The organism is Pigmentiphaga sp. H8 (assembly GCF_003854895.1).
Classification (GTDB): domain Bacteria; phylum Pseudomonadota; class Gammaproteobacteria; order Burkholderiales; family Burkholderiaceae_B; genus Pigmentiphaga.
The window spans coordinates 493702-514679 of record NZ_CP033966.1 but is presented as its reverse complement, the minus strand read 5'-3'; the positions used below and the strand labels follow the sequence as shown (position 1 = coordinate 514679).

Genomic DNA, 20978 nt, shown 5'->3' with positions numbered 1-20978 from the left:
CGCCGGGAAAACTAGACGGGAATGCGGGCGGCCCACCCGCCGTAGAGCGGCTCGCCCACGCGCTCGGGGGGCAGGTAGGCCGCGCCGCCGGCCTCCCTTACCATGGCCCAGGCCAGGCACAGATTGGAAGACAGGACAGGCTTGCCGGTCATGGACGAGACTTCGACCAGGGCCCTGAGCGTGGGCATGCCGGTTCCGGTGAACATGATGGCGTCGGCGTCCTGCCAGCGCAGCCGGCTGAACGAAGACATCACCAGGGGAGTCGTGATGCCGTAGATGTCGCGCGTGTCGCTGGTATCCAGCGACACCGAGGCGCAGTCGGCGATGTCGAGGCCCACGGCTTCCCAATAGCGCTTGCTGGCCTCGACCAGGAACGGCGGATAAGGCGCGAAAAGAGCGACCCGCCTCGCGCCCAGGTGGTCCAGGGCCCGGCGCAGCGCCTGCGCCGAGGAAATGATGGGGTAGCCGAAGCGCGCCGACGCGGCGTCCAGCGCGCGCCGCTCTTCATCCGCGCCCACCAGGTACGAGCTGCCGGTGCAGGCATAGCCCAGCACGTCCAGTTTGGCGCTGTCGTAGGTATCGAGGCTGGCCGGCAGATTGGCCAGGTAATCGATCAGCCGCTGGCGCGAATCCGTGCGGCTGCCCTGCAGGCGGGTAACGAGCATCGAGAATCCGGCAGGCAGCAACGCCGCCAGCTCGGGCTCGACCACGGGGTTCGCCTGCGGAACCGCCACGCCCATCACTGCACCGTTGCCATACTCGCGTACCACGTCGCTCATGACCTTCCTTCGTTCCAGAGTCGAAGAAATTATCTGCAGGCGGCGCCACCGCGACAATTAACTTTGGTTGATGGGGGGTATCACGCGGCGGGTTTGTCGGAAAAGGTCTCGAAAATGACCGTCCGCAACCACTTGTTGGCCGAATCGCGATGAAGTTTCGCGTGCCAGAACACGTTGATATCGATTTCCGGCAGATCCAGGGGATGGTCCACGTAGGCCATGCCGAACGGTTCGACGCACTGGCGGGCATAGCTCTCGGGCACCGTTGCGATCAGGTCGTGTCCCTGCGAAAGAATATGCCCCACCGGCACGTAGTGCGGCACAACCAGCCGTACGGTGCGCCGATAGCCTCGCCGCTCGATCGACTCGTTGACCTGCGCATGTCCGGATGAAGGCGGCATGATGAGCAAGTGTTCGGCCGCGCAGAACTCATCCAGCGAGATCGCTCCCTTGTCCAGGACATGCCCGCGGCGGAACATGCAGACGTAGCGTTGCTTGAACAGGCGGCGCTGAAAATACCCGGCCTTCAATTGCGGCAGCAGCCCCATCGCCACGTCGACCTCGCCGCTCTCCATGGCCTCCTGCAGACTTCCGACGGGACTGCGCAGCGTGCTGATCGAGACGCCCGGGGCCAGCCGCCGGAAAACATGCATCAGTTGGGGCAGAAAATTGATCTCGCCGATGTCGTTGAGCCAGATCGTGAACCGGCGGCTGCTGCGCGCGGGGTCGAACTTTTCCTGCTCGCTCAACGTCTGCTGGATGGTGCTGAGCGAATAGGCGATGGGCTCCGCGATATGCAATGCGAAGGCGGTCGGCTCCATCCCTTTCGCGGTACGCACGAACAACTCGTCGTTCAGCAGCTTGCGCAACCGGTTCAGGGAACCACTGACCGTGGGTTGCGTGAGCCCCAGCTTCCTGGCCACCGCGGACACCCGCTTCTCGACCAACAGGTGATTGAACACCACCAGCAGATTGAGATCGATTTCCTCGAGATTCATAGAAGCAATATAGGTTTCGTCGATATCGGGAATCAACGGGATGCTATATCCAGTCCACATCCCCCATTTCTATACTTTGCCCGCAGCATCGCAGTCGGGCAAGCTTTTCAGGAGCTGCACGGCCATCCTGCCGGCCCGGCTTTCCATGAAGGCCATACCGCTTTGGCCGCACCGTCTCCAAGGAGCTTCTCCGTGTCCATAGAAACCCGCCTGCAAGAACTTGGCCTCACGCTGCCGCCCATCGGCAAGACCATCGGCACCTTCGTCCACGCCAAGCGACACGGCAACCTGATGTTCATGTCCGGCAAGGGCCCGCTCTACGACGGCGTACGGCCCCGAGGCAAGCTGGGCGCCGACATGACCCAGGAAGAAGGCTACCAGCACGCCCGCCACGTCGGCCTGCTGCTGATCGCCGCCATGAAAGATACGCTGGGCGACCTAGACCGCGTCGACGACATCATCAAAGTCTTCGGCTTGGTCAATGCGACGGCGGACTATGTCGATCACTTCAAGGTCGTCGACGGCTGCTCCGACCTGTTCATCGAAGTGTTCGGCGAACGCGGCACCCACGCGCGCACGGCCGCGGGCGCCAACTCGCTGCCCAACGGCATCCCCTGCGAGATCGAGGCGGTGGTTGCCGTCCGCTAGCCCCCCAGCGGCCCCGCAAAGCGGGGGCCGCTGGGGCCGGCCCTCAACCAGGCCCCTGGCGGCTTTCCTGGATCATCCTCCAGATCCGTACGGGCGTCAGCGGCAGTGAATCAGGCCGCACACCGAGTCCTCGCAACGCACTGGCCACCGCGTTGGCCACCACGGCGCCCACCGGAACGATGCCCCCTTCGCCGCAGCCCTTGGCACCCAGCGGATTGTGCGGCGTCGGTGAGTTCTCCAGTTCGATGGCGCGGATCACCGGAAAATCGGTGGCTGTCGGCGTCATGTAGTCAGCGAACGTTCCAGCCTGGAACTGGCAGGTCTCGTCATAGGCCAGATGTTCCAGGAACACGCCTCCCAGCCCCTGGGCGATACCGCCTATCGCCTGCCCCTTGGCGGTCAGCGGATTGATGATGCGGCCGATGTCCTCGACACCGAAGTAATCCAGCAGCGTCACCTTGCCCGTGTCCGGATCGACGGTCACGTAGGCCCCTGCCGCGCCGTACGCATAGGTGTGATCATGGCTGGCGAACTCGGAGTCCACCTTGATCTCCATCTTTCCGAGTTCCTCGGGGCCAATCTTGGCACCGGCCGCGACCACCTCGAGCCCGGGGCCGATCCGGATCTGGTCGGATGGACATCCGAACCGGTCCGCACACCGGTCGATGATCGCCTGGCGCAGCTTGCGCGCACCCAGCAGCACCGCCGAGCCACCCAGTGCCGTCGACCGGGAGTGGAACGACCCGAAGCCCTGGGGCAGGTAGATCGTCGATCCATGCAGGACGCGAATGCGATGCATGGGCATCTCGAGTTCGTCGGCCGCGATCTGTGTCAGGATCGTCAGGAGGCCTTGCCCCAGGTTGGTCGAACCGACGTAGATCGTCACCGACGCGTCGGCCTCGAGTTCGAGCCTGGCGCATTCGCGTATGCCGCCTCCGCCTCCTTCGATGAAGCACGTCACGGCGGCGCCGTGGTACACGCCGTCGATCAGGCACCCCTGTTTGCTCCGCTTTTCCTCCCAGCCGAAGTCCTTGAGGCAACGTTCCAGCGCGATGGCATAGTCGCCGCTGTCCAGGTTCTCCGGCTTGCACGGTTTATCCAGCGTCGCCAGGGGATAGGGCATCTGGTTGGATCGCACCAGGTTCATACGGCGGAACTCGACCTGGTCGATCCCCATCTCCTCGGCGGCGATGTCCATGAGCCGCTCGCGAAAGTAGTCCGCCTCGAACCGGCCCGGCCCCCGGTAGGTGCCAACCGGCCCCTTGTTGGTCAGGCAGGCCGAGGACTCTATATGGACATGCGGAATGTCATAGGGGCCCGACAGGAACTGCGCGACGTTGCGTGGCGGCACCGCGCCGCTCGATCGCATATAGGCGCCGGAGTCGGTCAGGATCGTGCCCCGCAGTGCGAGTATGCGCCCATCGCGCTCGCAGACGATCTCGAGCTCGCACTCCATCTGGCGCGAATGGTTGGAGCCGAGGAGGTTTTCCAGGCGGTCCTCTATCCATTTGATCGGCCTGCCCAGCCGCATGGAGGCGAACGGAACCAGGAAATCCTCGGGATAAAACTCCCCGCGCACGCCGAATCCCCCACCCACATCGACCTCTATCATGTCCACCGATTCGGCCGGCAGCCCCAGCGTCGAGGCCAGCGTGCGCCGCGTCGCGAACGGCACCTTGGCCGCGCCGTAGACGGTCATGTGGCGCCGCTCGCCGTCCCAGGAGGCGACCAGCCCGCGCGCCTCCATGGTCACGGCGCTGTGGCGCTGGGTGGAGAACCGCGCACGCCGCGCATAAGCGCCCGTCACCAACCGGGCATCGCCTTTCTGCGCGGTGTAGGTCACCGGCACGTTCGATCCCTCGGACTCGAACAGCAAGACATCCCCGCGTATCGATGCCGCGCAGTCGGGTACCACGGGTAGTTCTTCTATGTCGGCCACGATCCGTTCCGCGGCGTCCTCGGCCAGCGCGGCGCTGTCGGCCACGACGATGGCCAGGGGCTCGCCCACGTAGCGAATCTTGTCCCAGGCAACCACCCTCTGTTCGAACGGTTCGTGCTCGGGTATCGGCGACAGCCGCAGCGGCATCTTCGGTACGCCCCCGCCTTCCAGCGCCGCCTGGACGTCCACATGCGTATAGACCGCGTGCACCCCCGGCATGGCCGACGCTTCGGCGGTATCGACGGATTTCAGCCGGCCATGCGCAACGGGGCTTCGCAGGATCGCGGCATGGAGCATGCCCGGCAGATGCACGTCGTCGACGAAACAGCCGGTCCCCGACAACAGCCTGTAGTCCTCGACGCGGGGAATGTAGGACCCCACCAGCTTTCCCGATTCCATGCTCGTCATGTCCCAGTCCTCCCTCATCGGTTTTCCTGATACGCGCGGCGCGCGTCGTAGACCGCCTCGACGATGTTCACGTAGCCCGTGCAGCGGCAAAGGTTGCCCGACAGCACTTCGCGGATCCGGTCGCGGCTGGCCTCGGGCTCCGCGCTCAGCAGCGCATGGGCCGTCGTCAGGAACCCCGGCGTACAGAACCCGCACTGCAGGGCATGGTGGCGGTGAAACGACTCCTGCAAGGCGGACAGGCCGGTTACCGGCGTCATGCCCTCGACCGTGGTGACCTGGCAGCCGTCCGCCTGGACGGCCAGCATCAGGCACGACCGCACGGCGTCGCCGTCGACGATCACGGTGCAGGCACCGCAGACGCCGTGCTCGCACGCGACGTGCGTGCCGGTCTTGCGCAGATCGTGGCGCAGGCAGTCCGACAACGAAGTCCGTGCCGGCACCTCGACCGCCGTGAGCTGGCCATTCAGCGTGAATTCGATGTTCATGTGGTGATGCTCCTCGTTCAGACGACGGTCACGCGGGCACAGCACGCCGTGCCGCGTCGTGCAGTGCCCGTAACGTCAGCGTGCCCAGCAGCGCCCGCCGGTAGCCGGCATCGGCGTGCAGGTCATCCGGAGGCTCTACTTCCAACGCCGCCAGGCGCGCCGCCTCCTGGAAGACTCGGGCACCCGGCTCTCGCCCATCCAGACAGGCTTCCACGCCTGGCAATCGCATGGGCTGCGCGCAGGCCCCGATGACTCCGATCCTGGGTGCATGCATCACCCCCTCTTCCATCCGGTAGCACAGCATCACGCCGGCAAGCGCGAAATCCCCGTCGCGCAGGGAGAACTCCCTGAAGGCCCATCGTGCGTCCGGCTGCCACGGCGGAAAGCGGATGGCAAGTATCAGTTCGTCATCGGCCAGCACCGTGCTGAGCGGCCCGACATGGAACGCCCCGGCAGGAATCTCCCTGCTGCCGGCCTCGCCCCTCACCTCGATCGTCGCCCCGCAGCAAACCGCCACGCCGGGAAACTCCGACGCCGGGTCGCCATGCGCAAGACTGCCGCCCACCGTGCCCCGGTTGCGGATCTGGTAATGGGCCACATGGCGAACGGCCTCCTGCAGCAGCGGATGCGCCGCCGCCAGGCGACCATCGGCCTCGATGTCGCGCCACCGCGTCAACGCGCCCAGGCGCACGCCCTCGGGGCCGACCGTTATCCCGCGCAACGAGTCCAGATGCCTGAGATCCACCAGCATCGAGGGACGGGCCAATCGATAGGCCATGGTAGGCAGCAGGCTCTGGCCGCCGGCGATGAGCTTGGCCTCGCCCGGATTCGCGGCCAGCAAGCCGATGGCCTCTTCCACGCTGCCAGGCGACACGTATTCGAAATCGCAGAATTTCATGAGATCAGGCCCCCCTATCGTTTGAGGTCAGCTGTTGCTCGAAGCGCGCAAAGAACTCGGCCGCCATCTTTGCCGCGACCCCCTCCACCAACCTCGCGCCCACCTGCGCGATCCGGCCTCCGACCTGGGCATGGGCGCGATATCCCAGCACCGTGCAATCGGCCGCGGGTTCTTCCAGCCTGACGTCGACGCTCCCCTTGCCGAACCCCATCACGCCGCCCGACCCCTCGAACAACAAGGTATAGGACTCCGGCGCCTGGACGTTCAGCAGCGACAACGTTCCCGAGAAACGGGCCTTGACCGGCCCGACCGCCACCTTCATCGCCAGGCGGTAGGCGCCGTCTTCGCCCAGTTCGATCTGTTCGCACCCCGGGATCGCGGCTCTCAGCACGTCCGGATCGTTCAGCGCCCCCCAGACCTCCTCACGCGAGCGGGCAAGGGTATGTCGTTCTTCCAGTTTCATGTTCATCCATGGGAAAAATTCCCCCGGCCCGCGCGTCCCTTGCCAGGACGACGCAGGCCGCGGGGAAGGTTGGCTACCGGGAAATCAATCCATGCTCACGTTGGCCGCCTTGACGGCCTGTGCCCATCGCTTGATCTCGGAATCGACGTAGCGGCGCAGCTCGTCCGGGGTGCTGCCGACCGGCGTTGCGTCGAGCGAGGCGAAGCGGGTCTGCACGTCCTTGGCATGCACGGCCTTGGCCAGCGCCTGGCTGAGTTTGTCGACGATGGGACGCGGCGTTCCCTTGGGCGCGAAGATCGCGTACCAGGCCGTCACCTCGAATCCGGGCAGGCCGACTTCCGCGAAGGTCGGAACATCGATCGTGGGCAGGCGCTTGGCGGCGGCAACGGCGATGGGCCGCATCTTGCCGGCCTTGATGTACTGCGACGCGGCGGTGACCTCGACCGACATGAAGGCCGTTTCTCCCGACATCACCGCCGTCATGGCGGGAGCCGATCCCTTGTAGGGAATATGCTGGAGATTGAGATGCAATTGGGATTTCAGCATCTCGCCGGCGAGATGATGGGGAGAACCGATACCCGCGGAACCGAAGGGTAGCGTTTTCTCCTTGGCCAGCTTGACGAAATCGCCGAACGTATGCACGGGCAGGCCGGGATTGACCACGAGCAGGTGCGGAATGGTCGCGACCAGCGAAACCGGTTCGAAATCGGCCACCGCGTCATATTGCAACGACTTGTAGAGACTGGGGTTGATGCCGTGCGTCGTCGTCGCGCCAAGCAGGATGGTGTAGCCGTCCGGCGCCGATCGGGCCACCTGGGTCGTGCCGATGATCCCGGCAGCCCCCGAGCGGTTGTCGACCACCACGGTCTGGCCCCATTGCTCCTGCAGCTTCTGGGCCAATGCCCGCGCAATCAGGTCGAGCGCGCCGCCGGGCGGGAATGGCGCGACCAAGGTGATGGGCCGGCTGGGATAGTCGTCGGCACAGGCCGCTCCACCGGCTGCGAACAGAGCAAGAAAGGCTGCTGCGAACTTCAGAATGAAACGTCGAATCATCTTCGTACTCCCTGAGAAAGAGGAACGGCAGCGGTGCGACGGCAACCACGGCCGGACGAAATGGGCGAACCGACGCATCGGCGATGCGCTGCGGCTGCCGGAACTGCTTTCTGGGTGTCTCACTCCTGCTGGGGGATGACGGCTGTCGCCTATCCCGTCTTGACGTAAACCGTCCCTGCGTCCACCTTGGTTTCGTAGACGCTCAGGCCGGCGCACTCCGGGCCTGAGACCCGTGCACCGGTGTCGATCCGAAAGCGGGCCTGGTGCAGCGGGCACTCGATGCATCCGTCCTCGACCAGTCCGTCGGAAAGCATGGCGAACTCATGGGTACAGACGTCGTCGACGGCGCATATCCGGCCGTCGATGGCGATCAGCGCGATCGCCCGGCCGCCGGCCTCGACCGGCAAGGCCTCGTCGGGACCGATGTCGGCCGCCCTGGCAACGGGATGCCATGTCATGGCTAGCCCCTTTCAGAAGGGAATGACGATCAGCGCGTCGATCCGGCCGGAGTCGGTGACCACCCGTTTCTCCCGAAACCGCAACGTTCCTTCGTCTTCCACGATCCAATCCTCGTAAGCGCCCGTACTGAACAGATCCATCCCGCCGTCATGCATGACTCGCGCCAGCATGTAGCTGGTGCGGGCTCGCCAGCCGCCCGCCTCCGCCGGCCTTACCGAGGTCCGTCCGAGCACGTGGCGATACGTGTGCGGTTCATAGATGTTCGCGTTCTTCATGGAGGCGATTCGGTCGCGCAGCATGCGCCGGTTCTCGCACCAGAGAAAACCGAAGGGCAGCCCGCGCCGCGCGTTGTCGCGCGAGATGATGGTGTACAGGCACTCTTCCAGGAAGAAGCCCGGCCAGTCGGCATAGCGCTCGTCGTCGATACAGTCCACATAGTCGGCCTGCAGCCGCTCCACGCGGTTCACCAGTTCCGGATTGACCAATGCTTGGTTCATCGCCTCGTTCCTCAAATATCCATGCGGGCCCGATAGGCCTGCCAGAATCCGCGAACCCCCGCCTCGCTCACACGCGACTGCTGGTCCTCGACCTCCTTGCCTCCCATCTCCAATATCGCGCTCCGGCCCTGTTCGCGATGCACGCTGCGCTGGATGAAGTTGCCGATGATCCCGTCCTCCATGGACACCAGCCCCGCCGGCCCGATCAGGTTGCTTTGCCGCAAACGCATGTCGTACTGCTCCGGCGTATCGTCCGCATAGCCGAAGACGATCCAGAACAACTCCGACTCGTCGACCGAACGCGGCACCAGCAGCCGGACCGCCAACGAGTTCTGTATCTGTTGCAGCACGAAGCAGGGGAAGATGGACTGGATCGAATGTGTGATTCCGTCGTCGTACTCCAGCCACGACTTGATCAGGGTCGGATCGGCAAGCGTGAAATCATCGAGCTGGGCGCGCAGCTCGCCCGCCTTTTCGTACTCGGTCCCCGCCGCCGTATCGGTTCCCCGGCGCGACCAGCTCAGGTGATGCGCGCCGCCGCCGTCGACCAGGACACCACCCTGCATCGACAACCGGTTCAGCTTGAACGTCGAGAAAAAAGTGTGCAGCAGGCTGGCATGGTAGGAATCCTTCACGTTCTCCATGTACAGCTTCCAGTTGCTGTGCAAGGTTTGCGAATAGGTTCCCAGAATGCGGATCGGCCGGTTCAGGACACGCGCGATATGCGAGGCCATGCGCTCGCCCAGGTACTCGCGCAGCGGGGGGGTCTCGTCCGAGAAGGTCGCGAAGACGAGACCATGGAAGACCTCGACCCGGGCCCGTCTCAGGTTGTGGCGGGCCAGGTCGAAATCGGGCGGCATGCCGCCCACCTGGCGCACGCCATGCTGGAACGCGACGCTCTGGAGATTGCCGGCAAGATCGTAGCGCCAGTTGTGATAGACACAGGTCAGGTCCTGGGTATTGCCGCTACCGTCGAACTTGAGTGCCGAGCCGCGATGCGCACAGCGGTTGACCATGCAATGGACCGTGCCATCCTGGTCGCGGGTCACGAGTACCGGCGTATCGCCGACGAACGAGGTCTTGTAGTCGCCCGGATCCGGGATTTCGATATCAAGGGCGACAAAATTCCAGGTCGGCCCGCGAAACAGCACCTGCTGCTCGCGTGCGTAGAGCTCGGGGTCGGTAAAGACCTCGAACGGAACGCGGGTCGCGTCGGCGGTGGGCCACTCGATGGCGGCCGGGATGAGGGAATGGTCCTGCATGGCTGCTTTTCCTTATTGAAGACTCAACAAAGACCCGGGTCGGCGCGTGAGCGCCTGCCGCCTCAGGTGCCGGCGGTATAGAAAGCGTCCGCGTGTATGTGTTCGGGGTCGGCCCCCAGCCGGCGGGCCAGGAAGGTCCCCGCTTCCACCATGGGCGGCGCCCCGCACAGATAGACGCGCCAACCGCCGAGCCCGCTCCAGTCGGCAGCCACGGCATGGGTCACCAGCCCGCTGCGATGTCCGGCGTCCGCCGATCCCGCGGCCACGACCAGGTGGACGCGCAACCCGTCGTGGCGGTCCGCCAGTTCGTCCAGCCAGGCAAGTCCATAGGCATCGGCACGCGTGCGCACGCCGAAATACAGGTGGATGGGATTGCGCATGCCGGCCTGCAAGGCGCCACGGACGACAGACAGGACAGGCGCCAGTCCGGTCCCTCCCGCCACGCACAACATGGGTCCTTCGTGGCGGGTGCGCAGGTACGCGGTGCCCATGGGTCCCGAGACGCGGACTTCGTCGCCGGCCTTCAGGCTGCCGCCGACGTGTTCGCTGGCCCGGCCTCCCGGAACGAGGCGAATATGGAACTCGATCAACTCGTCGCCACACAGCCCGGCCATCGAGTAGGGCCGGATGAGGTCAGGCGCGAATTGCAGCATGGCGTACTGGCCGGGGCTATGGCTCCAGGCCCTGTTGGCCTTGAGCCTCAGCCGCACGACATCCTGGGTGAGACGTTCGACGTTCGCGACCCTGGCCTTGAACACCCGTGCCGGATGCACCACGACCTCGTCCGGCTCGGGAATCTCGATGGTGCAATCGCCGATCATCGTGCTGCGGCACGCCAGCACGTAGGCGCTTTCCAGCGGATTGGTCAGCTTGATCTCTCGGCCCGCTTCGTGGACCTCGCCGTCGAGGACACGGCATCGGCAGGTTCCGCAGCGTCCCGCCATGCAGCTGTACGATACGGGTACCTCATGCTCGCGCAGCACATTCAGAAGATTGGCTCCGGCGGACACCTGCAGCATTCGGCCGTGTGGCTGGACAAGCAATTCCATCGCTGGGCCCTGAAGTCATTGGACTGAGCGCAGTATAGGAATGCGGTTCGGCACTGAATATAGAAACTGGTCAATTACCGATATCGTCCAGAACTATATTGCGAGACCAAGGCCGGACTCGATTGTGCCGCGGCGATCTTCATGGGAGCATCTGCGCTTTCCGTCAGACAGCGAGCAACAGCATGAAAGAAGTCATCGACGTCGGCCTGCCCGATGTGGGCCAGCCTTTTTCCTGGGCGGTGCGCAGCGGCGGGATCCTGTTCACCTCGCAAGGGCCGGTGCGCAAGGACGGCAGCATCGACACCGGTCCGATCGAGGACCAGGCCCGCCTGACCTTCCGCAACCTGCAATCGGCGGTGGAAGCCGCCGGCGGCACGCTGGACGACGTTACGCAGGTGCTGATCTACATGACAGACGTCAACGACATGAAGGCCATCGACGCCGTCTACCGCGAGTTCTTCACCGCGCCCTACCCCAGCCGCTCCAGCGCGGCCGTCGCCGCCCTGGTCGTGCCGGGCATGAAGGTGGAGATCGTGGCGTTCGGAGTGGTCAACAAGTAGCGGGACTCATTCCCGGTCCAGCACCTCGAAGGGCGAGGCCGAGCGCTTGATGTAGCCCAGCACGATGTTGGATTCGATGTCGCGCACGCCGGGCGCGCGATACAGGCGATTGACGATGAAGTCGGAGTAGTGGCTGACGTCCCGCGCCCGCACCACCAGCATGTAGTTGGCCCCGCCCGTGACGATGCGGGCGGACAGCACCTCCGGCCAGTCCTTGATGGCGGCCACGAAGGCCTCGTGCCATCCCTCCACCTCGTGGCGCATGGACACGTGCACCACGGCCTCGACCTCCAGGCCCAGCTTGGCGTAGTCCAGCACGCAGCTGTAGCCCTGGATGATGCCGGCCTCTTCCAGCAGTTTGACCCGCCGCAGGCAGGCCGACGGCGACAGCGAGACCTGGGCCGCCAGATCCTGGTTGCTGATGCGGCCGTCGCGCTGCAGGCACTCGACGATGCGCATGTCGAGGCGGTCGAGCTTTATTCGCATGGAATTTCGCCAAATTCTTTGATTTTCGAATTTTATTCGAATTCAACCACCACGAACCATCGAAAATGCCAGCACATTCGATGGCCGCTTCGATAAGATTTCACCTGATCCTATCCCGCCACGCCATGTCCCTGATCGACATCAGCCCCCCGCTTTCCCCCGCCACTCCGGTCTGGCCGGGCGACACACCCTTCCAGCAGGCCGAGGTCTGGCGCATGGAAGGCGCCTGTCCGGTCAACGTGGGCCGCGTCACGCTGTCGCCGCACACCGGCGCCCATGCCGATGCGCCGCTGCACTACGCGCGCGATGGCATGCCCATCGGCGCCGTCCCGCTCGACATCTATCTCGGCCCGGCCCGCGTCATCCACTGCCTGGATGCCGGTCCGCTGGTGGAACCGCGCCATATCGAACACGCCCTGGCGGACGTGCCGCCGCGTGTCCTGCTGCGCACCTACGCGCGCAATCCGGTCGAGCGCTGGGACAGCGCCTTCTGCGCGATCGCGCCCGCCGCCATCGCGCTGCTGGCGCGGCACGGCGTGCGGCTGGTGGGCATCGACACGCCTTCCATCGATCCCCAGGAATCCAAGACCATGGACGCGCACCGCGCGGTGCACGCCGCGGGCATGGCCATTCTCGAAGGCCTGGTGCTGGACCAGGCCCCCGAAGGCGACTACGAACTGATTGCCCTGCCGCTGCGCTTCGCGACGCTGGACGCGAGTCCCGTGCGCGCGGTGTTGCGGCCGCTGCGCTGACCACTCTCTCCGTTTCAACGACCCATCGTCCAGGACGTTCTTCCATGACTGCCTCCCGGCAAGACAGCGACGCATCCCCCTCCGCGTGGCACAACGCGCAGATGGATTTCTCCAAATCCATGAGCTATGGCGACTACCTCGGCCTAGACCAGTTGCTGGGCGCCCAGCATCCGCTGTCGCCCGACCACAACGAGATGCTGTTCATCATCCAGCACCAGACCAGCGAGCTGTGGATGAAGCTGATGCTGCACGAGCTGTTCGCGGCCCGCGCCTGCATCCAGCGCAGCGAGGTGGAGCCGGCCCTGAAGATGCTGGCGCGCGTCTCGCGCATCATGGAGCAGTTGGTCCATGCCTGGACGGTGCTGTCGACCATGACGCCTTCGGAATACACCAAGTTCCGTCCCTACCTGGGCAGTTCGTCGGGCTTCCAGTCCTTCCAGTACCGGCAGATCGAATTCGTGCTGGGCAACAAGAACGCCGCGATGGTGGCGCCGCATGCCCATCACCCCGAGCGCAAGGCGCTGGTGGAAGCCGCGCTGGCGGCGCCTTCGCTGTACGACGAAAGCCTGATGCTGATGGCCCGGCGCGGCTTCGCCATCGCGCCGGAGCGCCTCGCGCGGGACTGGACCCTGCCCACGCAATACGACGCCTCGGTCGAGGCCGCCTGGCTGAAGGTGTACGCCGACCCGGATGCCTGCTGGGACCTGTACGCGCTGGCGGAAAAGCTCGTGGACCTGGAGGACGCCTTCCGCCAATGGCGCTTTCGCCACGTGACGACGGTGGAACGCGTGATCGGCTTCAAGCGCGGAACCGGCGGCACGGCCGGCGTCAGCTACCTGCGCAAGATGCTGGAGGTCGTGCTCTTTCCCGAGCTCTGGCAGATGAGAACAAATTTGTAACCCCCCCTACGCGCTGACGCGCGCCCCCCAGGGGGCGGCACTGGCGGACCGGCGGAGCCGGATCCGCTGTGCCCTGGGTAGAGCGGCGCTTGAAAAGCGCCGCTCTATAATCGATCGATAGTTCCAAGGAAAATCGTTCCCATGTTCGAGCACGTTCCCCGCTATGCCGGCGACCCCATCCTGTCGCTGGTGCAGACCTTCCTGAAAGACCCGCGCGAGCACAAGGTCAACCTCAGCATCGGCTTCTACTATGACGGCGCCGGCAATGTGCCGGTGCTCGGCAGCGTGAGCCAGGCCCGCGACCGCATCGACACCTCGGTGCCCGCGGTCTACCTGCCGATGGAAGGCGATGCCCAGTACCGCAAGGCAATCCAGGAAACCGTGCTGGGCGCCGGACACCGCGCCGTGGCCGAGGGCCGGGTGGCGACCATCCATACCCTGGGCGGTTCGGGCGCGCTCAAGGTGGGCGCCGATTTCCTGAAGGCGCATTTCCCCGGCAGCGAGATCTGGATCAGCGATCCCACCTGGGAGAACCACTACAACATCCTGGGCGGCGCGGGTTTCCCCATGCATGCCTTCCCGTATTACGACGCGGCCACCAACGGCATCCGCTTCGACGAGATGCTGGCCACGTTCGAGACGCTGCCCGAGCGCAGCATCGTGCTGCTCCAGCCCTGCTGCCACAACCCGACGGGCATCGACCCGTCGCGCGAGCAGTGGCTCAAGATCATCGACGTGCTGGTCGCCCGCAACGCCATCCCGTTCTTCGACATGGCCTACCAGGGCTTCGGCGACGGCCTGGAAGAGGACGCCTGGGTCGTGCGCGAGACGGCCGACCGCGGCATCGCCATGCTGGTGGGCAATTCGTTCTCGAAGAACATGTCGCTGTACGGCGAACGCGTGGGCGGGCTGTCGGTGGTCTGCCCGACCGCCGACGAGGCCGGCCGCGTGCTGGGCCAGCTCCAGGCCACGGTCCGCAAGAACTACTCCAGCCCGGCGCTGTTCGGCAGCCGCGTGGTCAGCGCCCTGCTGAACGACCCCGCACTGCGCGAGGAATGGAAAGGGGAAGTGGCGCAGATGCGCACGCGCATCCATGCCATGCGCAAGGGCCTGCGAGACCGCCTGCACGCCCTGCGCCCGGACCTGGACGTGGACTACTTCGTCAACCAGCGGGGCATGTTCAGCTACACCGGCCTGAACCCGGCGCAGGTCGACCGGCTGCGCGACGAGTTCGGCGTCTACCTCATCCAGTCCGGCCGCATGTGCGTGGCCGGACTGTTCGAGGCCAACCTGGACTACGTGGCCGCGTCCATGGCCAAGGTCCTGGCCTGATCCGGGCTGGCGCGGCTCAATCGAGCCGGATGTTCGCCTTGTCGATGACCTGGCGATACAGGCCGCGCTCTTCCTCGACCCGCCGGGCCAGCATCGCGGCATCGACGACGGGCACGTCGAAGCCGCGCTCGTTCAACTGCCTGACGAAGGCCGGATCGCGCAGGATGTGGTCCAGATGCGCGTCCAGCCTGGTCCTTGTCCGGGCGTCCATGCCCGCGGGCGCGAGCAGGCCGATCCAGCTGTCCACGGCCGCCAGGGCCGGATAGCCGCTTTCGGCGAAGGTGGGCGTGTCGGGCAGCAGCGGACTGCGCTGGCGGCCGGTAACGGCCAGCGCGCGCAGCTTGCCCGCCTGCACCTGGGGCGCCACATTGGTGACGGTGTCGAAGGTGGCCGTGATGTTGCCGCCCAGCAGGCTGCTCATGGCCGGTGCCGCGCCCTGGTAGGGAACGTGCAGCATGGCGATGCCCGCCGACTGGTTGAGCAGCTCCCCCAACAGGTGGGTGATGTTGCCATTGCCGAACGAACCGTATGAAACGCTCTTGGGCGTCCCGCGCGCCTTGCCCACCAGCGCCGCCAGGTCGTTCAGGCCGCTGCCGCTGCTCGTGGAAAACACCATCTGGTTGGTCCCCACCAGCGCCACCGCTTCCAGGCTCTTCACGTCGAACGGCAGCTTGGCGTAGAGCTGGGGAATGATGGTCAGCGTGGAATTGGGCGCCAGCATCAGCGTGTAGCCATCCGGCGCGGCCCCGGCCAGGGCGGTGGCGGCAATGATCGTGGCGGCCCCGGGCTTGTTCTCGACCACCATGGGCTGGCCCGTGCGCTCGGAGAAGTCCTTGGCCAGGATGCGCCCCACCAGGTCCATGGCGCCGCCGGGCGGATAGGGCACCAGCAGCTTGACCGGCCGCTCCGGATACCGGGCCTGCGCATGCGCCGCCGTGGGCGCGACGGCCGCCAGCCACAAGGTGGCCAAGGCGGCGAGCAATGACGACATGCCAGCGAAAAGCGGTCTTGCGATGAACATGGGAAGGCTCCAGGTCCGGGAGTGGGACGGCGGGTTCAGGCGGATGGTGCGCGCTCGGCCACGGCATCCAGGAATGCGCGCAGGCGGACGTTGAAGGCCGGGGCCTGCTCGATGTTCAGGAAATGGCCGCAGTCCTCGAAGATGTCCAGCTCGCTGCCGGCGATGGCGCGGGCGATGGCCTGCATCTGCTCGACCGGCGCGAGCTGGTCCTGCCGCCCGCCCAGCACCAGCGTGGGCACGCGGATGTCGGCAAGCGCCAGGTAAGGCGGCAGCTGCGTGCGCACCGGCACGATCTGGCGGTACTGGTCCAGCCGCAGGCGCAGCAGGCTGTCGCGCAGCCGGGCCACGACGTCGGGCGCGGTGGCGGGCCCCATCAGCTTGGGCAGCAGGCTGTCGGCCAGCGCCTGCTGGGGCCGCTCGGACTCCAGCGGCGCCAGGCGGTCGCGGGCGAACTGTTCGCCATGGGCCACCGGGGCATCGGCCGGCCGGCAGGCCGCGAGCACCAGGGCGCTGACCCGCTCGGGGGCGCGCGCATAGACGGACTGGATCACCAGCCCCCCCATGGACAGCCCCACCAGCGGCGCGCGCGCCAGTCCCAGCGTGTCCATGACCGCCAGCACGTCGGCGGCGAAATCGTGGAAATCCAGGGCGCCGGGAATGTCGTCGCTATGGCCGTAGCCGCGCAGGTCCAGCGCCACGGCGCGGTGATCGCGGCCGAAGTGCTCCAGCTGGTCGCGCCAGTTGTCCAGGTTGCCGCCCACGCCGTGCACGAACACGACGGGCGCGCCCTGGCCGTGCGATTCGTAGGCGATGCGGGGTAAGCCGGAGGTGAGCTGATATCCTTGATGCATGGGTGTCGCCGCCCTGGAAAAGATGAGAAATGCCGGTGGAAGCCCATTCTATGCATGCCTGGGAGCGGCCTGCTAGATGGCTTTGGGCTACCTCACTCATAACCAATGGATATGGGCCGTTCATGGACACCAAGCTGCGGCATTTTCTCGCGGTGTACGAACACCGGTCGCTGGGCAAGGCCGGCCGGGCGCTCGGCATGTCACAGCCCGCCCTGAGCAAGAGCCTGCGCCAGCTCGAACAGTCGCTGGGCATGGCGCTGTTCACCCGCCATGCCTGGGGCGTGGCACCCACGGTCTATGCGCATACGCTGCTGCCCTACGTGCGGGCGATCGACATGCAGTTCACCGCGGCGCAGGAAGAACTGGACGCGCTCAAGAGCGCGCACATCGGCGTCGTGCGCGTGGGCTGCGGCGCCGGGGCGTCGGCCTCGCTGCTGCCGCGCACGCTGCTCAGGCTGTACGGCGAGCGCCCGGGCATGCAGGTCTTCGTGGAAGAAGGGCTGTACCACCCGCTGGTCATGGGCGTGCGCGAGGGGCGCCTGGACATGGCGGTAACCATGCTCACCAACCTGGAGCTGCCGGCGGCGCTGACCCATTGCCGGCTGATGGCCGATCCCTTCCATGTCGCCCTGGCGCACGACCATCCCCTGTTGGACCTGCCGGGGCGGTCAAGCCTGCCGCGCCTGCGGGACTATCCCTGGGTGCTGCCGCCGCAGAACGGCGTGCTCCGGCCGCATCTGGTCGCCCTGTTCAAGCAGCTGGAGCAGCCGGCGCCCACGGCCACGGTGCAGGGGGTCTCGATTCCGTGCACCGCGGAACTGCTGCGCAAGGGCCGCTTCCTGACGCTGCTGCCGGAATCCGTGTTGCGCCACTATCCGGATCTCGCGGTGCTGCCCCTGCCGGAACTGTGCCTGCAGCGCGACCTGGTCGCCGTCTGGAATCAGGAGATCCCGGCAACGCCGGCGGCGGAGTATTTCCTGGCCCTGCTGCGCGACGAGGCGGTGCGGCTGCCCGCCGGCACCGCCTAGCGTGCCTTAGCGCCAATGCCGCGCGATGGCGGCGGCCGCCTCGGCGCCGCTGCGGCAGGCGCCATTCACCAGCGATTGCGACAGGTAGTCGCCGCAGTAATAGACGCTGCGGCGCTGCGCCGACTGCCATGCCAGGAAGCTCGCCACCTTGCGGCCATAGCCTGGGTAGAAGACCGGCAGCTTGCAGGCGATCCACTGATTGAAGCGGTAGACCAGGCGCCGGTCGAAGCCCGGCAAGCGCGCGCGTATCTCGTCGCGCAGCAGGCGGTCCACGTCGTCGGTGCATCCCAGCCGCTCGGCTTCCGCCACGGCCTCCGGGGTGAGCTGGCAGTAAAGAATGGCGTCGGCCTCGCCGGCATCGGGCGGCGCGGCCATCTGCTGCCAGGTGGCGATGCGCGTGGGCCGGCTGCGCAGCGAAAACTCCAGCGCCGGCGGCAACGGGCCGCGCAGCGCGTAGTGGACGATACCCAGGCTGTTGTAGCGCACCGCGTCCAGCAGTTGGCGCTCGGCGCCCGACTGCCCGGCCACCAGCGGCCGCGCGTAGGTTCCCTGCGTCGCGCAGACGACGATGTCGGCGGTGGCCTCGCCCTGCACGCCGTCCTTGCGGTATCGCACCGTGCAGGGGCCGTCGTCCGCCCGGACGATGGCCGTCGCCACGGTTCCGCACTCGATGCCGAGCCGGTCCGCCAGCGCGGCCGTCAGCGTGCCCATCCCGCCCCGGGGGACGTACACGGTGTCGTGGCCCAGCAGTCCCGGCGTGGTGCTGAGGTAGAACGACGCCGAGATATCCTCGGGATTCCAGCTGCGCGTGCCTCGGAAGACAGGCTCGACCAGCCGCTCCAGCACGCGGCTGCCGGCGGTGCGCCGGATGTAGCCGGCCAGCGTCTCGTCGTCGTAGGCCAGCGCCGAAACGGCATGGTCCGGGTCCGCGCGGCCGCGCAGCCAGGCCAGGTGCAGTCCGGCTCGCAGCAGTCCCAGCTTGTCGCGCCAACCCAGGCCCGGCGTATTCATCGCGGCGAAGCCGGGCATCAGGTCCACGCGGTAGGTGCCGTCCGCGGTCCTGCAGTCCGCACCCAGGTTCTTCAGGGGCACCAGGCCCTCGCGCAGGCCCAGCTCGTCGATCAGGGCCTGCAGTTCCCGGCCGAAGGGATACAGCAGACGGGCGCCTGTGTTGTACGGAATCGGGCCCTCTCGTCCCTGCGCCACACGCCCGCCCGGCTGGCTGGCGGCCTCCAGCACCCGCACGCGAAAGCCCTGTTCCCGCAGGCGGTACGCGGCGGTCAGCCCGGCGATGCCGGCCCCGACCACGATCACGGACCGGCAGTCCTCCATACCTTGCGCGCTCACTGGACTATCCTCCTGTCGCTGCGCGACATCCTCCCCGAGGGAGCGCGCCCTTCGGGCGGGCGCGCTCATGCCGGCTTGCCCACGGACGCCGGCAGGACGAGCTCGATCAGCGCCGGCCCGGTTGCCGCGCGGGCCCGTTCCAGCGCGGGCAGGAAACCGTCGGTCGTCTCGACCCGCTCGGCATGGGCGCCGAAGGCCCGCGCATAGTCGGCGAAGGAGGGATTGCGCAGGTCGGTCCCGATGGCACGGCCGAACAGCCGCATCTGGCTGCCGCGTATGGCGCCGTAGCCCGCGTTGTTCACGACCACGACCAGGATCTTCAGTCCTTCCTGGACGGCGGTCGCCAGTTCCTCGGCATGCATCAGGAAGCAGCCGTCGCCGGCCACGGCCACCACCCGGCGCGAAGGATCGGCCAGCGCCACGCCCACCGCCGCGGGCAGTCCATAGCCCATGGCGCCGCTCTTGGGTCCCAGCAGCACGTCGCCGCGCCGCAGCGCGAAATAGCGGTGCAGCCAGACGGCGTAGGCCCCAGCCCCCACCGTCACGGCGGTGCCCGCCGGCATGTCCGCGCGCAACAGCTCGACGGCCTTGCGCAGGTCCAGCGGGGCATCGCAGGCGCCCGTTCCCACGAATTGCTGGCGTGCGGCGCGCAGCTCCGACAGCCATGCGCCATCGGATAACGCAGGAACAGGCAGGCCGTCCAGCGCGACGGCGAACTCCCGGGCTCCTGCCTGGATGGCCAGGTCGGCCTGGAAGACCCGGTTCAGTTCACCGGCCTCGGCATGTACGTGCACCAGCGTCTGGCTGGGCAGCGGCGCCTCCAGCAGCTTGAAGCCGCCGAAGCCTCCGGCTCCGAAGGTGTTGATTTCGCCCAGCCGGATGTTCACCGCCAGGACCAGATCGGCCTGCGCGAAGCCCTCGGCCAGGGCCGGCGCGATGCCTATGCCGGTCTCGCCTACGAAGTGCGGATCGGCATGATCGATCAGGTCCGCACGGCGATAGGCGGTCGCCACGGGCCAGCCGGCGCGGGCGGCGAACGCGGCCACGCGGTCGAGCGACGCGTCGTCCCAGCCGGAGCCGCCCAGCAGCAGCAAGGGCCGGCGCGCGGCCGCGCACAGCGTCCGCAACTGCTCCATGTCGGGCGCGGCGGGCGCGGGATGGACGGGCGTCGGCGGCGGCAGGTCCGGGACGCGGGCCTCCTGGTGCATGGCGTCCTCGGGCACGATCACCACCACCGGCCCCCTGCGCCCCGACATCGCATCGCGCCAGGCGCGCGCCAGCACCTCGGGCAGGCGCGCGGCCTCGCCGGCGTACAGCACGGACTTGGCCACCGGCCGGAACACCTCGCCCAGGTCCTGCCCCCCCAGCGGATCGCGGCCGGCCTGGCGGGCGTCCGCCTGGCCCACGATCAGCAGCATGGGAGCGGCGTCGGTCTCGGCCGTGTGCACGGCCAGCAGGGTATTCAGAGCCCCCGGGGCCCGGGCGGCCAGGCACACGCCGGGCATGTCGGCCACCCGGCCCAGCGCCTGCGCGGCATAGGCCATGCCGGCCTCGTGGCGGAAGGACGTCAGGCGCACGTCGGCGTGGCGATCGGCCAGCGCATCGACGATCTCGAGGATGCCTTCGCCGGGAATGTGCAGGACATGGCGCACGCCGAATCCATGGAGAGTGTCGGCCAGGATGGCGGCGCCGGTGCGTGCGGAAGGTAGAGGAATCATGGAATCTGGGATCCGCCCGCAAGCGGGCGGATCGTGCCGAAACGAA

At 66.9% G+C, this 20978-nt stretch carries 22 protein-coding genes; 6 read left to right on the top strand and 16 right to left on the bottom strand.

The window, feature by feature from the left end; all coding sequences use genetic code 11:
• Window positions 1–11 precede the first annotated feature (11 nt).
• Complete coding sequence (locus EGT29_RS02475; protein WP_124687544.1) at window positions 12–779, bottom strand: hypothetical protein; 768 nt, start codon at window positions 777–779, stop codon at window positions 12–14.
• Window positions 780–859: 80 nt separating this feature from the next.
• Window positions 860–1813, bottom strand: coding sequence for a LysR family transcriptional regulator (locus tag EGT29_RS02470; RefSeq protein ID WP_341432534.1), 954 nt, complete (start codon window positions 1811–1813; stop codon window positions 860–862).
• Between the two features lie 156 nt (window positions 1814–1969).
• Here EGT29_RS02470 and EGT29_RS02465 point away from each other — a divergent pair, with 156 nt between their 5' ends.
• Window positions 1970–2425: a RidA family protein gene (locus EGT29_RS02465; protein WP_124687543.1), complete on the top strand. Its 456-nt coding sequence runs from the start codon at window positions 1970–1972 to the stop codon at window positions 2423–2425.
• Between the two features lie 43 nt (window positions 2426–2468).
• Here EGT29_RS02465 and EGT29_RS02460 read toward each other — a convergent pair whose 3' ends face one another.
• The 9 genes from EGT29_RS02460 to EGT29_RS02420 form a co-directional block, all read right to left on the bottom strand.
• Entirely contained in the window at window positions 2469–4772 is a 2304-nt protein-coding gene (locus EGT29_RS02460; protein WP_202865581.1) for a xanthine dehydrogenase family protein molybdopterin-binding subunit, read from the bottom strand.
• 14 nt (window positions 4773–4786) lie between these two features.
• A complete protein-coding gene (locus tag EGT29_RS02455) occupies window positions 4787–5257 on the bottom strand; it encodes a (2Fe-2S)-binding protein (RefSeq protein ID WP_124687542.1) in 471 nt (156 codons plus the stop codon).
• A 28-nt stretch (window positions 5258–5285) separates the two neighbouring features.
• Window positions 5286–6155: a xanthine dehydrogenase family protein subunit M gene (locus EGT29_RS02450; protein WP_124687541.1), complete on the bottom strand. Its 870-nt coding sequence runs from the start codon at window positions 6153–6155 to the stop codon at window positions 5286–5288.
• Window positions 6156–6159: 4 nt separating this feature from the next.
• Window positions 6160–6618, bottom strand: a complete 459-nt coding sequence (locus EGT29_RS02445) for a CoxG family protein (RefSeq protein WP_161567671.1) — start codon at window positions 6616–6618, stop codon at window positions 6160–6162.
• Window positions 6619–6702: 84 nt separating this feature from the next.
• Window positions 6703–7671, bottom strand: a complete 969-nt coding sequence (locus EGT29_RS02440; RefSeq protein WP_161567670.1) for a tripartite tricarboxylate transporter substrate binding protein — start codon at window positions 7669–7671, stop codon at window positions 6703–6705.
• A 149-nt stretch (window positions 7672–7820) separates the two neighbouring features.
• Window positions 7821–8129, bottom strand: coding sequence for a non-heme iron oxygenase ferredoxin subunit (locus tag EGT29_RS02435; RefSeq protein ID WP_124687538.1), 309 nt, complete (start codon window positions 8127–8129; stop codon window positions 7821–7823).
• Window positions 8130–8141: 12 nt separating this feature from the next.
• Window positions 8142–8627: an aromatic-ring-hydroxylating dioxygenase subunit beta gene (locus tag EGT29_RS02430; RefSeq protein WP_124687537.1), complete on the bottom strand. Its 486-nt coding sequence runs from the start codon at window positions 8625–8627 to the stop codon at window positions 8142–8144.
• A gap of 11 nt (window positions 8628–8638) precedes the next feature.
• Window positions 8639–9889 carry a Rieske 2Fe-2S domain-containing protein gene (locus tag EGT29_RS02425; protein ID WP_124687536.1) on the bottom strand — a complete coding sequence of 417 codons (1251 nt, stop codon included), beginning with the start codon at window positions 9887–9889 and terminating at the stop codon, window positions 8639–8641.
• Between the two features lie 62 nt (window positions 9890–9951).
• The gene (locus EGT29_RS02420) at window positions 9952–10938 is read right to left on the bottom strand and encodes a 2Fe-2S iron-sulfur cluster-binding protein (protein WP_124687535.1); all 987 of its coding nucleotides are present in this window, start codon (window positions 10936–10938) and stop codon (window positions 9952–9954) included.
• Between the two features lie 182 nt (window positions 10939–11120).
• Here EGT29_RS02420 and EGT29_RS02415 point away from each other — a divergent pair, with 182 nt between their 5' ends.
• Window positions 11121–11498 (top strand): RidA family protein, encoded by a 378-nt coding sequence (locus EGT29_RS02415; RefSeq protein ID WP_087779920.1) that lies wholly within the window; start codon window positions 11121–11123, stop codon window positions 11496–11498.
• A gap of 6 nt (window positions 11499–11504) precedes the next feature.
• Here the strand turns inward: EGT29_RS02415 and EGT29_RS02410 are convergent, their stop codons facing one another.
• Entirely contained in the window at window positions 11505–11978 is a 474-nt protein-coding gene (locus EGT29_RS02410; RefSeq protein WP_087838498.1) for an Lrp/AsnC family transcriptional regulator, read from the bottom strand.
• A 131-nt stretch (window positions 11979–12109) separates the two neighbouring features.
• Between EGT29_RS02410 and kynB the strand changes: the two genes are divergently transcribed.
• The 3 genes from kynB to EGT29_RS02395 all read left to right on the top strand — a co-directional run bounded on the left by kynB (window position 12110) and on the right by EGT29_RS02395 (window position 14967).
• Window positions 12110–12736, top strand: coding sequence for an arylformamidase (gene kynB, locus EGT29_RS02405; protein WP_124687534.1), 627 nt, complete (start codon window positions 12110–12112; stop codon window positions 12734–12736).
• 44 nt (window positions 12737–12780) lie between these two features.
• On the top strand, window positions 12781–13635 hold the full coding sequence (gene kynA, locus EGT29_RS02400; RefSeq protein WP_124687533.1) for a tryptophan 2,3-dioxygenase: 855 nt from the start codon (window positions 12781–12783) through the stop codon (window positions 13633–13635).
• A 141-nt stretch (window positions 13636–13776) separates the two neighbouring features.
• On the top strand, window positions 13777–14967 hold the full coding sequence (locus EGT29_RS02395) for an amino acid aminotransferase (protein WP_124687532.1): 1191 nt from the start codon (window positions 13777–13779) through the stop codon (window positions 14965–14967).
• A gap of 16 nt (window positions 14968–14983) precedes the next feature.
• Here the strand turns inward: EGT29_RS02395 and EGT29_RS02390 are convergent, their stop codons facing one another.
• The gene (locus EGT29_RS02390) at window positions 14984–15988 is read right to left on the bottom strand and encodes a tripartite tricarboxylate transporter substrate binding protein (RefSeq protein ID WP_124687531.1); all 1005 of its coding nucleotides are present in this window, start codon (window positions 15986–15988) and stop codon (window positions 14984–14986) included.
• Window positions 15989–16023: 35 nt separating this feature from the next.
• Complete coding sequence (locus EGT29_RS02385; protein ID WP_124687530.1) at window positions 16024–16839, bottom strand: alpha/beta fold hydrolase; 816 nt, start codon at window positions 16837–16839, stop codon at window positions 16024–16026.
• Between the two features lie 122 nt (window positions 16840–16961).
• Here EGT29_RS02385 and EGT29_RS02380 point away from each other — a divergent pair, with 122 nt between their 5' ends.
• Complete coding sequence (locus tag EGT29_RS02380) at window positions 16962–17867, top strand: LysR family transcriptional regulator (RefSeq protein ID WP_161567669.1); 906 nt, start codon at window positions 16962–16964, stop codon at window positions 17865–17867.
• A 6-nt stretch (window positions 17868–17873) separates the two neighbouring features.
• Here EGT29_RS02380 and EGT29_RS02375 read toward each other — a convergent pair whose 3' ends face one another.
• Entirely contained in the window at window positions 17874–19214 is a 1341-nt protein-coding gene (locus tag EGT29_RS02375) for an NAD(P)/FAD-dependent oxidoreductase (protein WP_161567668.1), read from the bottom strand.
• A gap of 65 nt (window positions 19215–19279) precedes the next feature.
• Window positions 19280–20932, bottom strand: coding sequence for a thiamine pyrophosphate-dependent enzyme (locus tag EGT29_RS02370; protein WP_161567667.1), 1653 nt, complete (start codon window positions 20930–20932; stop codon window positions 19280–19282).
• Window positions 20933–20978: the final 46 nt, after the last annotated feature.

Bases quoted from the DNA above. Each gene is read 5' to 3' on its own strand.
- EGT29_RS02420 (WP_124687535.1), bottom strand. From the start codon at position 10,938: ATGGAATTGCTTGTCCAGCCACACGGCCGAATGCTGCAGGTGTCCGCC.
- EGT29_RS02415 (WP_087779920.1), top strand. From the start codon at position 11,121: ATGAAAGAAGTCATCGACGTCGGCCTGCCCGATGTGGGCCAGCCTTTT.
- EGT29_RS02455 (WP_124687542.1), bottom strand. From the start codon at position 5,257: ATGAACATCGAATTCACGCTGAATGGCCAGCTCACGGCGGTCGAGGTG.
- EGT29_RS02390 (WP_124687531.1), bottom strand. From the start codon at position 15,988: ATGTTCATCGCAAGACCGCTTTTCGCTGGCATGTCGTCATTGCTCGCC.
- EGT29_RS02445 (WP_161567671.1), bottom strand. From the start codon at position 6,618: ATGAAACTGGAAGAACGACATACCCTTGCCCGCTCGCGTGAGGAGGTC.
- EGT29_RS02450 (WP_124687541.1), bottom strand. From the start codon at position 6,155: ATGAAATTCTGCGATTTCGAATACGTGTCGCCTGGCAGCGTGGAAGAG.
- EGT29_RS02380 (WP_161567669.1), top strand. From the start codon at position 16,962: ATGGACACCAAGCTGCGGCATTTTCTCGCGGTGTACGAACACCGGTCG.
- EGT29_RS02475 (WP_124687544.1), bottom strand. From the start codon at position 779: ATGAGCGACGTGGTACGCGAGTATGGCAACGGTGCAGTGATGGGCGTG.
- kynB (WP_124687534.1), top strand. From the start codon at position 12,110: ATGTCCCTGATCGACATCAGCCCCCCGCTTTCCCCCGCCACTCCGGTC.
- EGT29_RS02425 (WP_124687536.1), bottom strand. From the start codon at position 9,889: ATGCAGGACCATTCCCTCATCCCGGCCGCCATCGAGTGGCCCACCGCC.
- EGT29_RS02395 (WP_124687532.1), top strand. From the start codon at position 13,777: ATGTTCGAGCACGTTCCCCGCTATGCCGGCGACCCCATCCTGTCGCTG.
- EGT29_RS02460 (WP_202865581.1), bottom strand. From the start codon at position 4,772: ATGACGAGCATGGAATCGGGAAAGCTGGTGGGGTCCTACATTCCCCGC.
- kynA (WP_124687533.1), top strand. From the start codon at position 12,781: ATGACTGCCTCCCGGCAAGACAGCGACGCATCCCCCTCCGCGTGGCAC.
- EGT29_RS02440 (WP_161567670.1), bottom strand. From the start codon at position 7,671: ATGATTCGACGTTTCATTCTGAAGTTCGCAGCAGCCTTTCTTGCTCTG.
- EGT29_RS02430 (WP_124687537.1), bottom strand. From the start codon at position 8,627: ATGAACCAAGCATTGGTCAATCCGGAACTGGTGAACCGCGTGGAGCGG.
- EGT29_RS02385 (WP_124687530.1), bottom strand. From the start codon at position 16,839: ATGCATCAAGGATATCAGCTCACCTCCGGCTTACCCCGCATCGCCTAC.
- EGT29_RS02435 (WP_124687538.1), bottom strand. From the start codon at position 8,129: ATGACATGGCATCCCGTTGCCAGGGCGGCCGACATCGGTCCCGACGAG.
- EGT29_RS02370 (WP_161567667.1), bottom strand. From the start codon at position 20,932: ATGATTCCTCTACCTTCCGCACGCACCGGCGCCGCCATCCTGGCCGAC.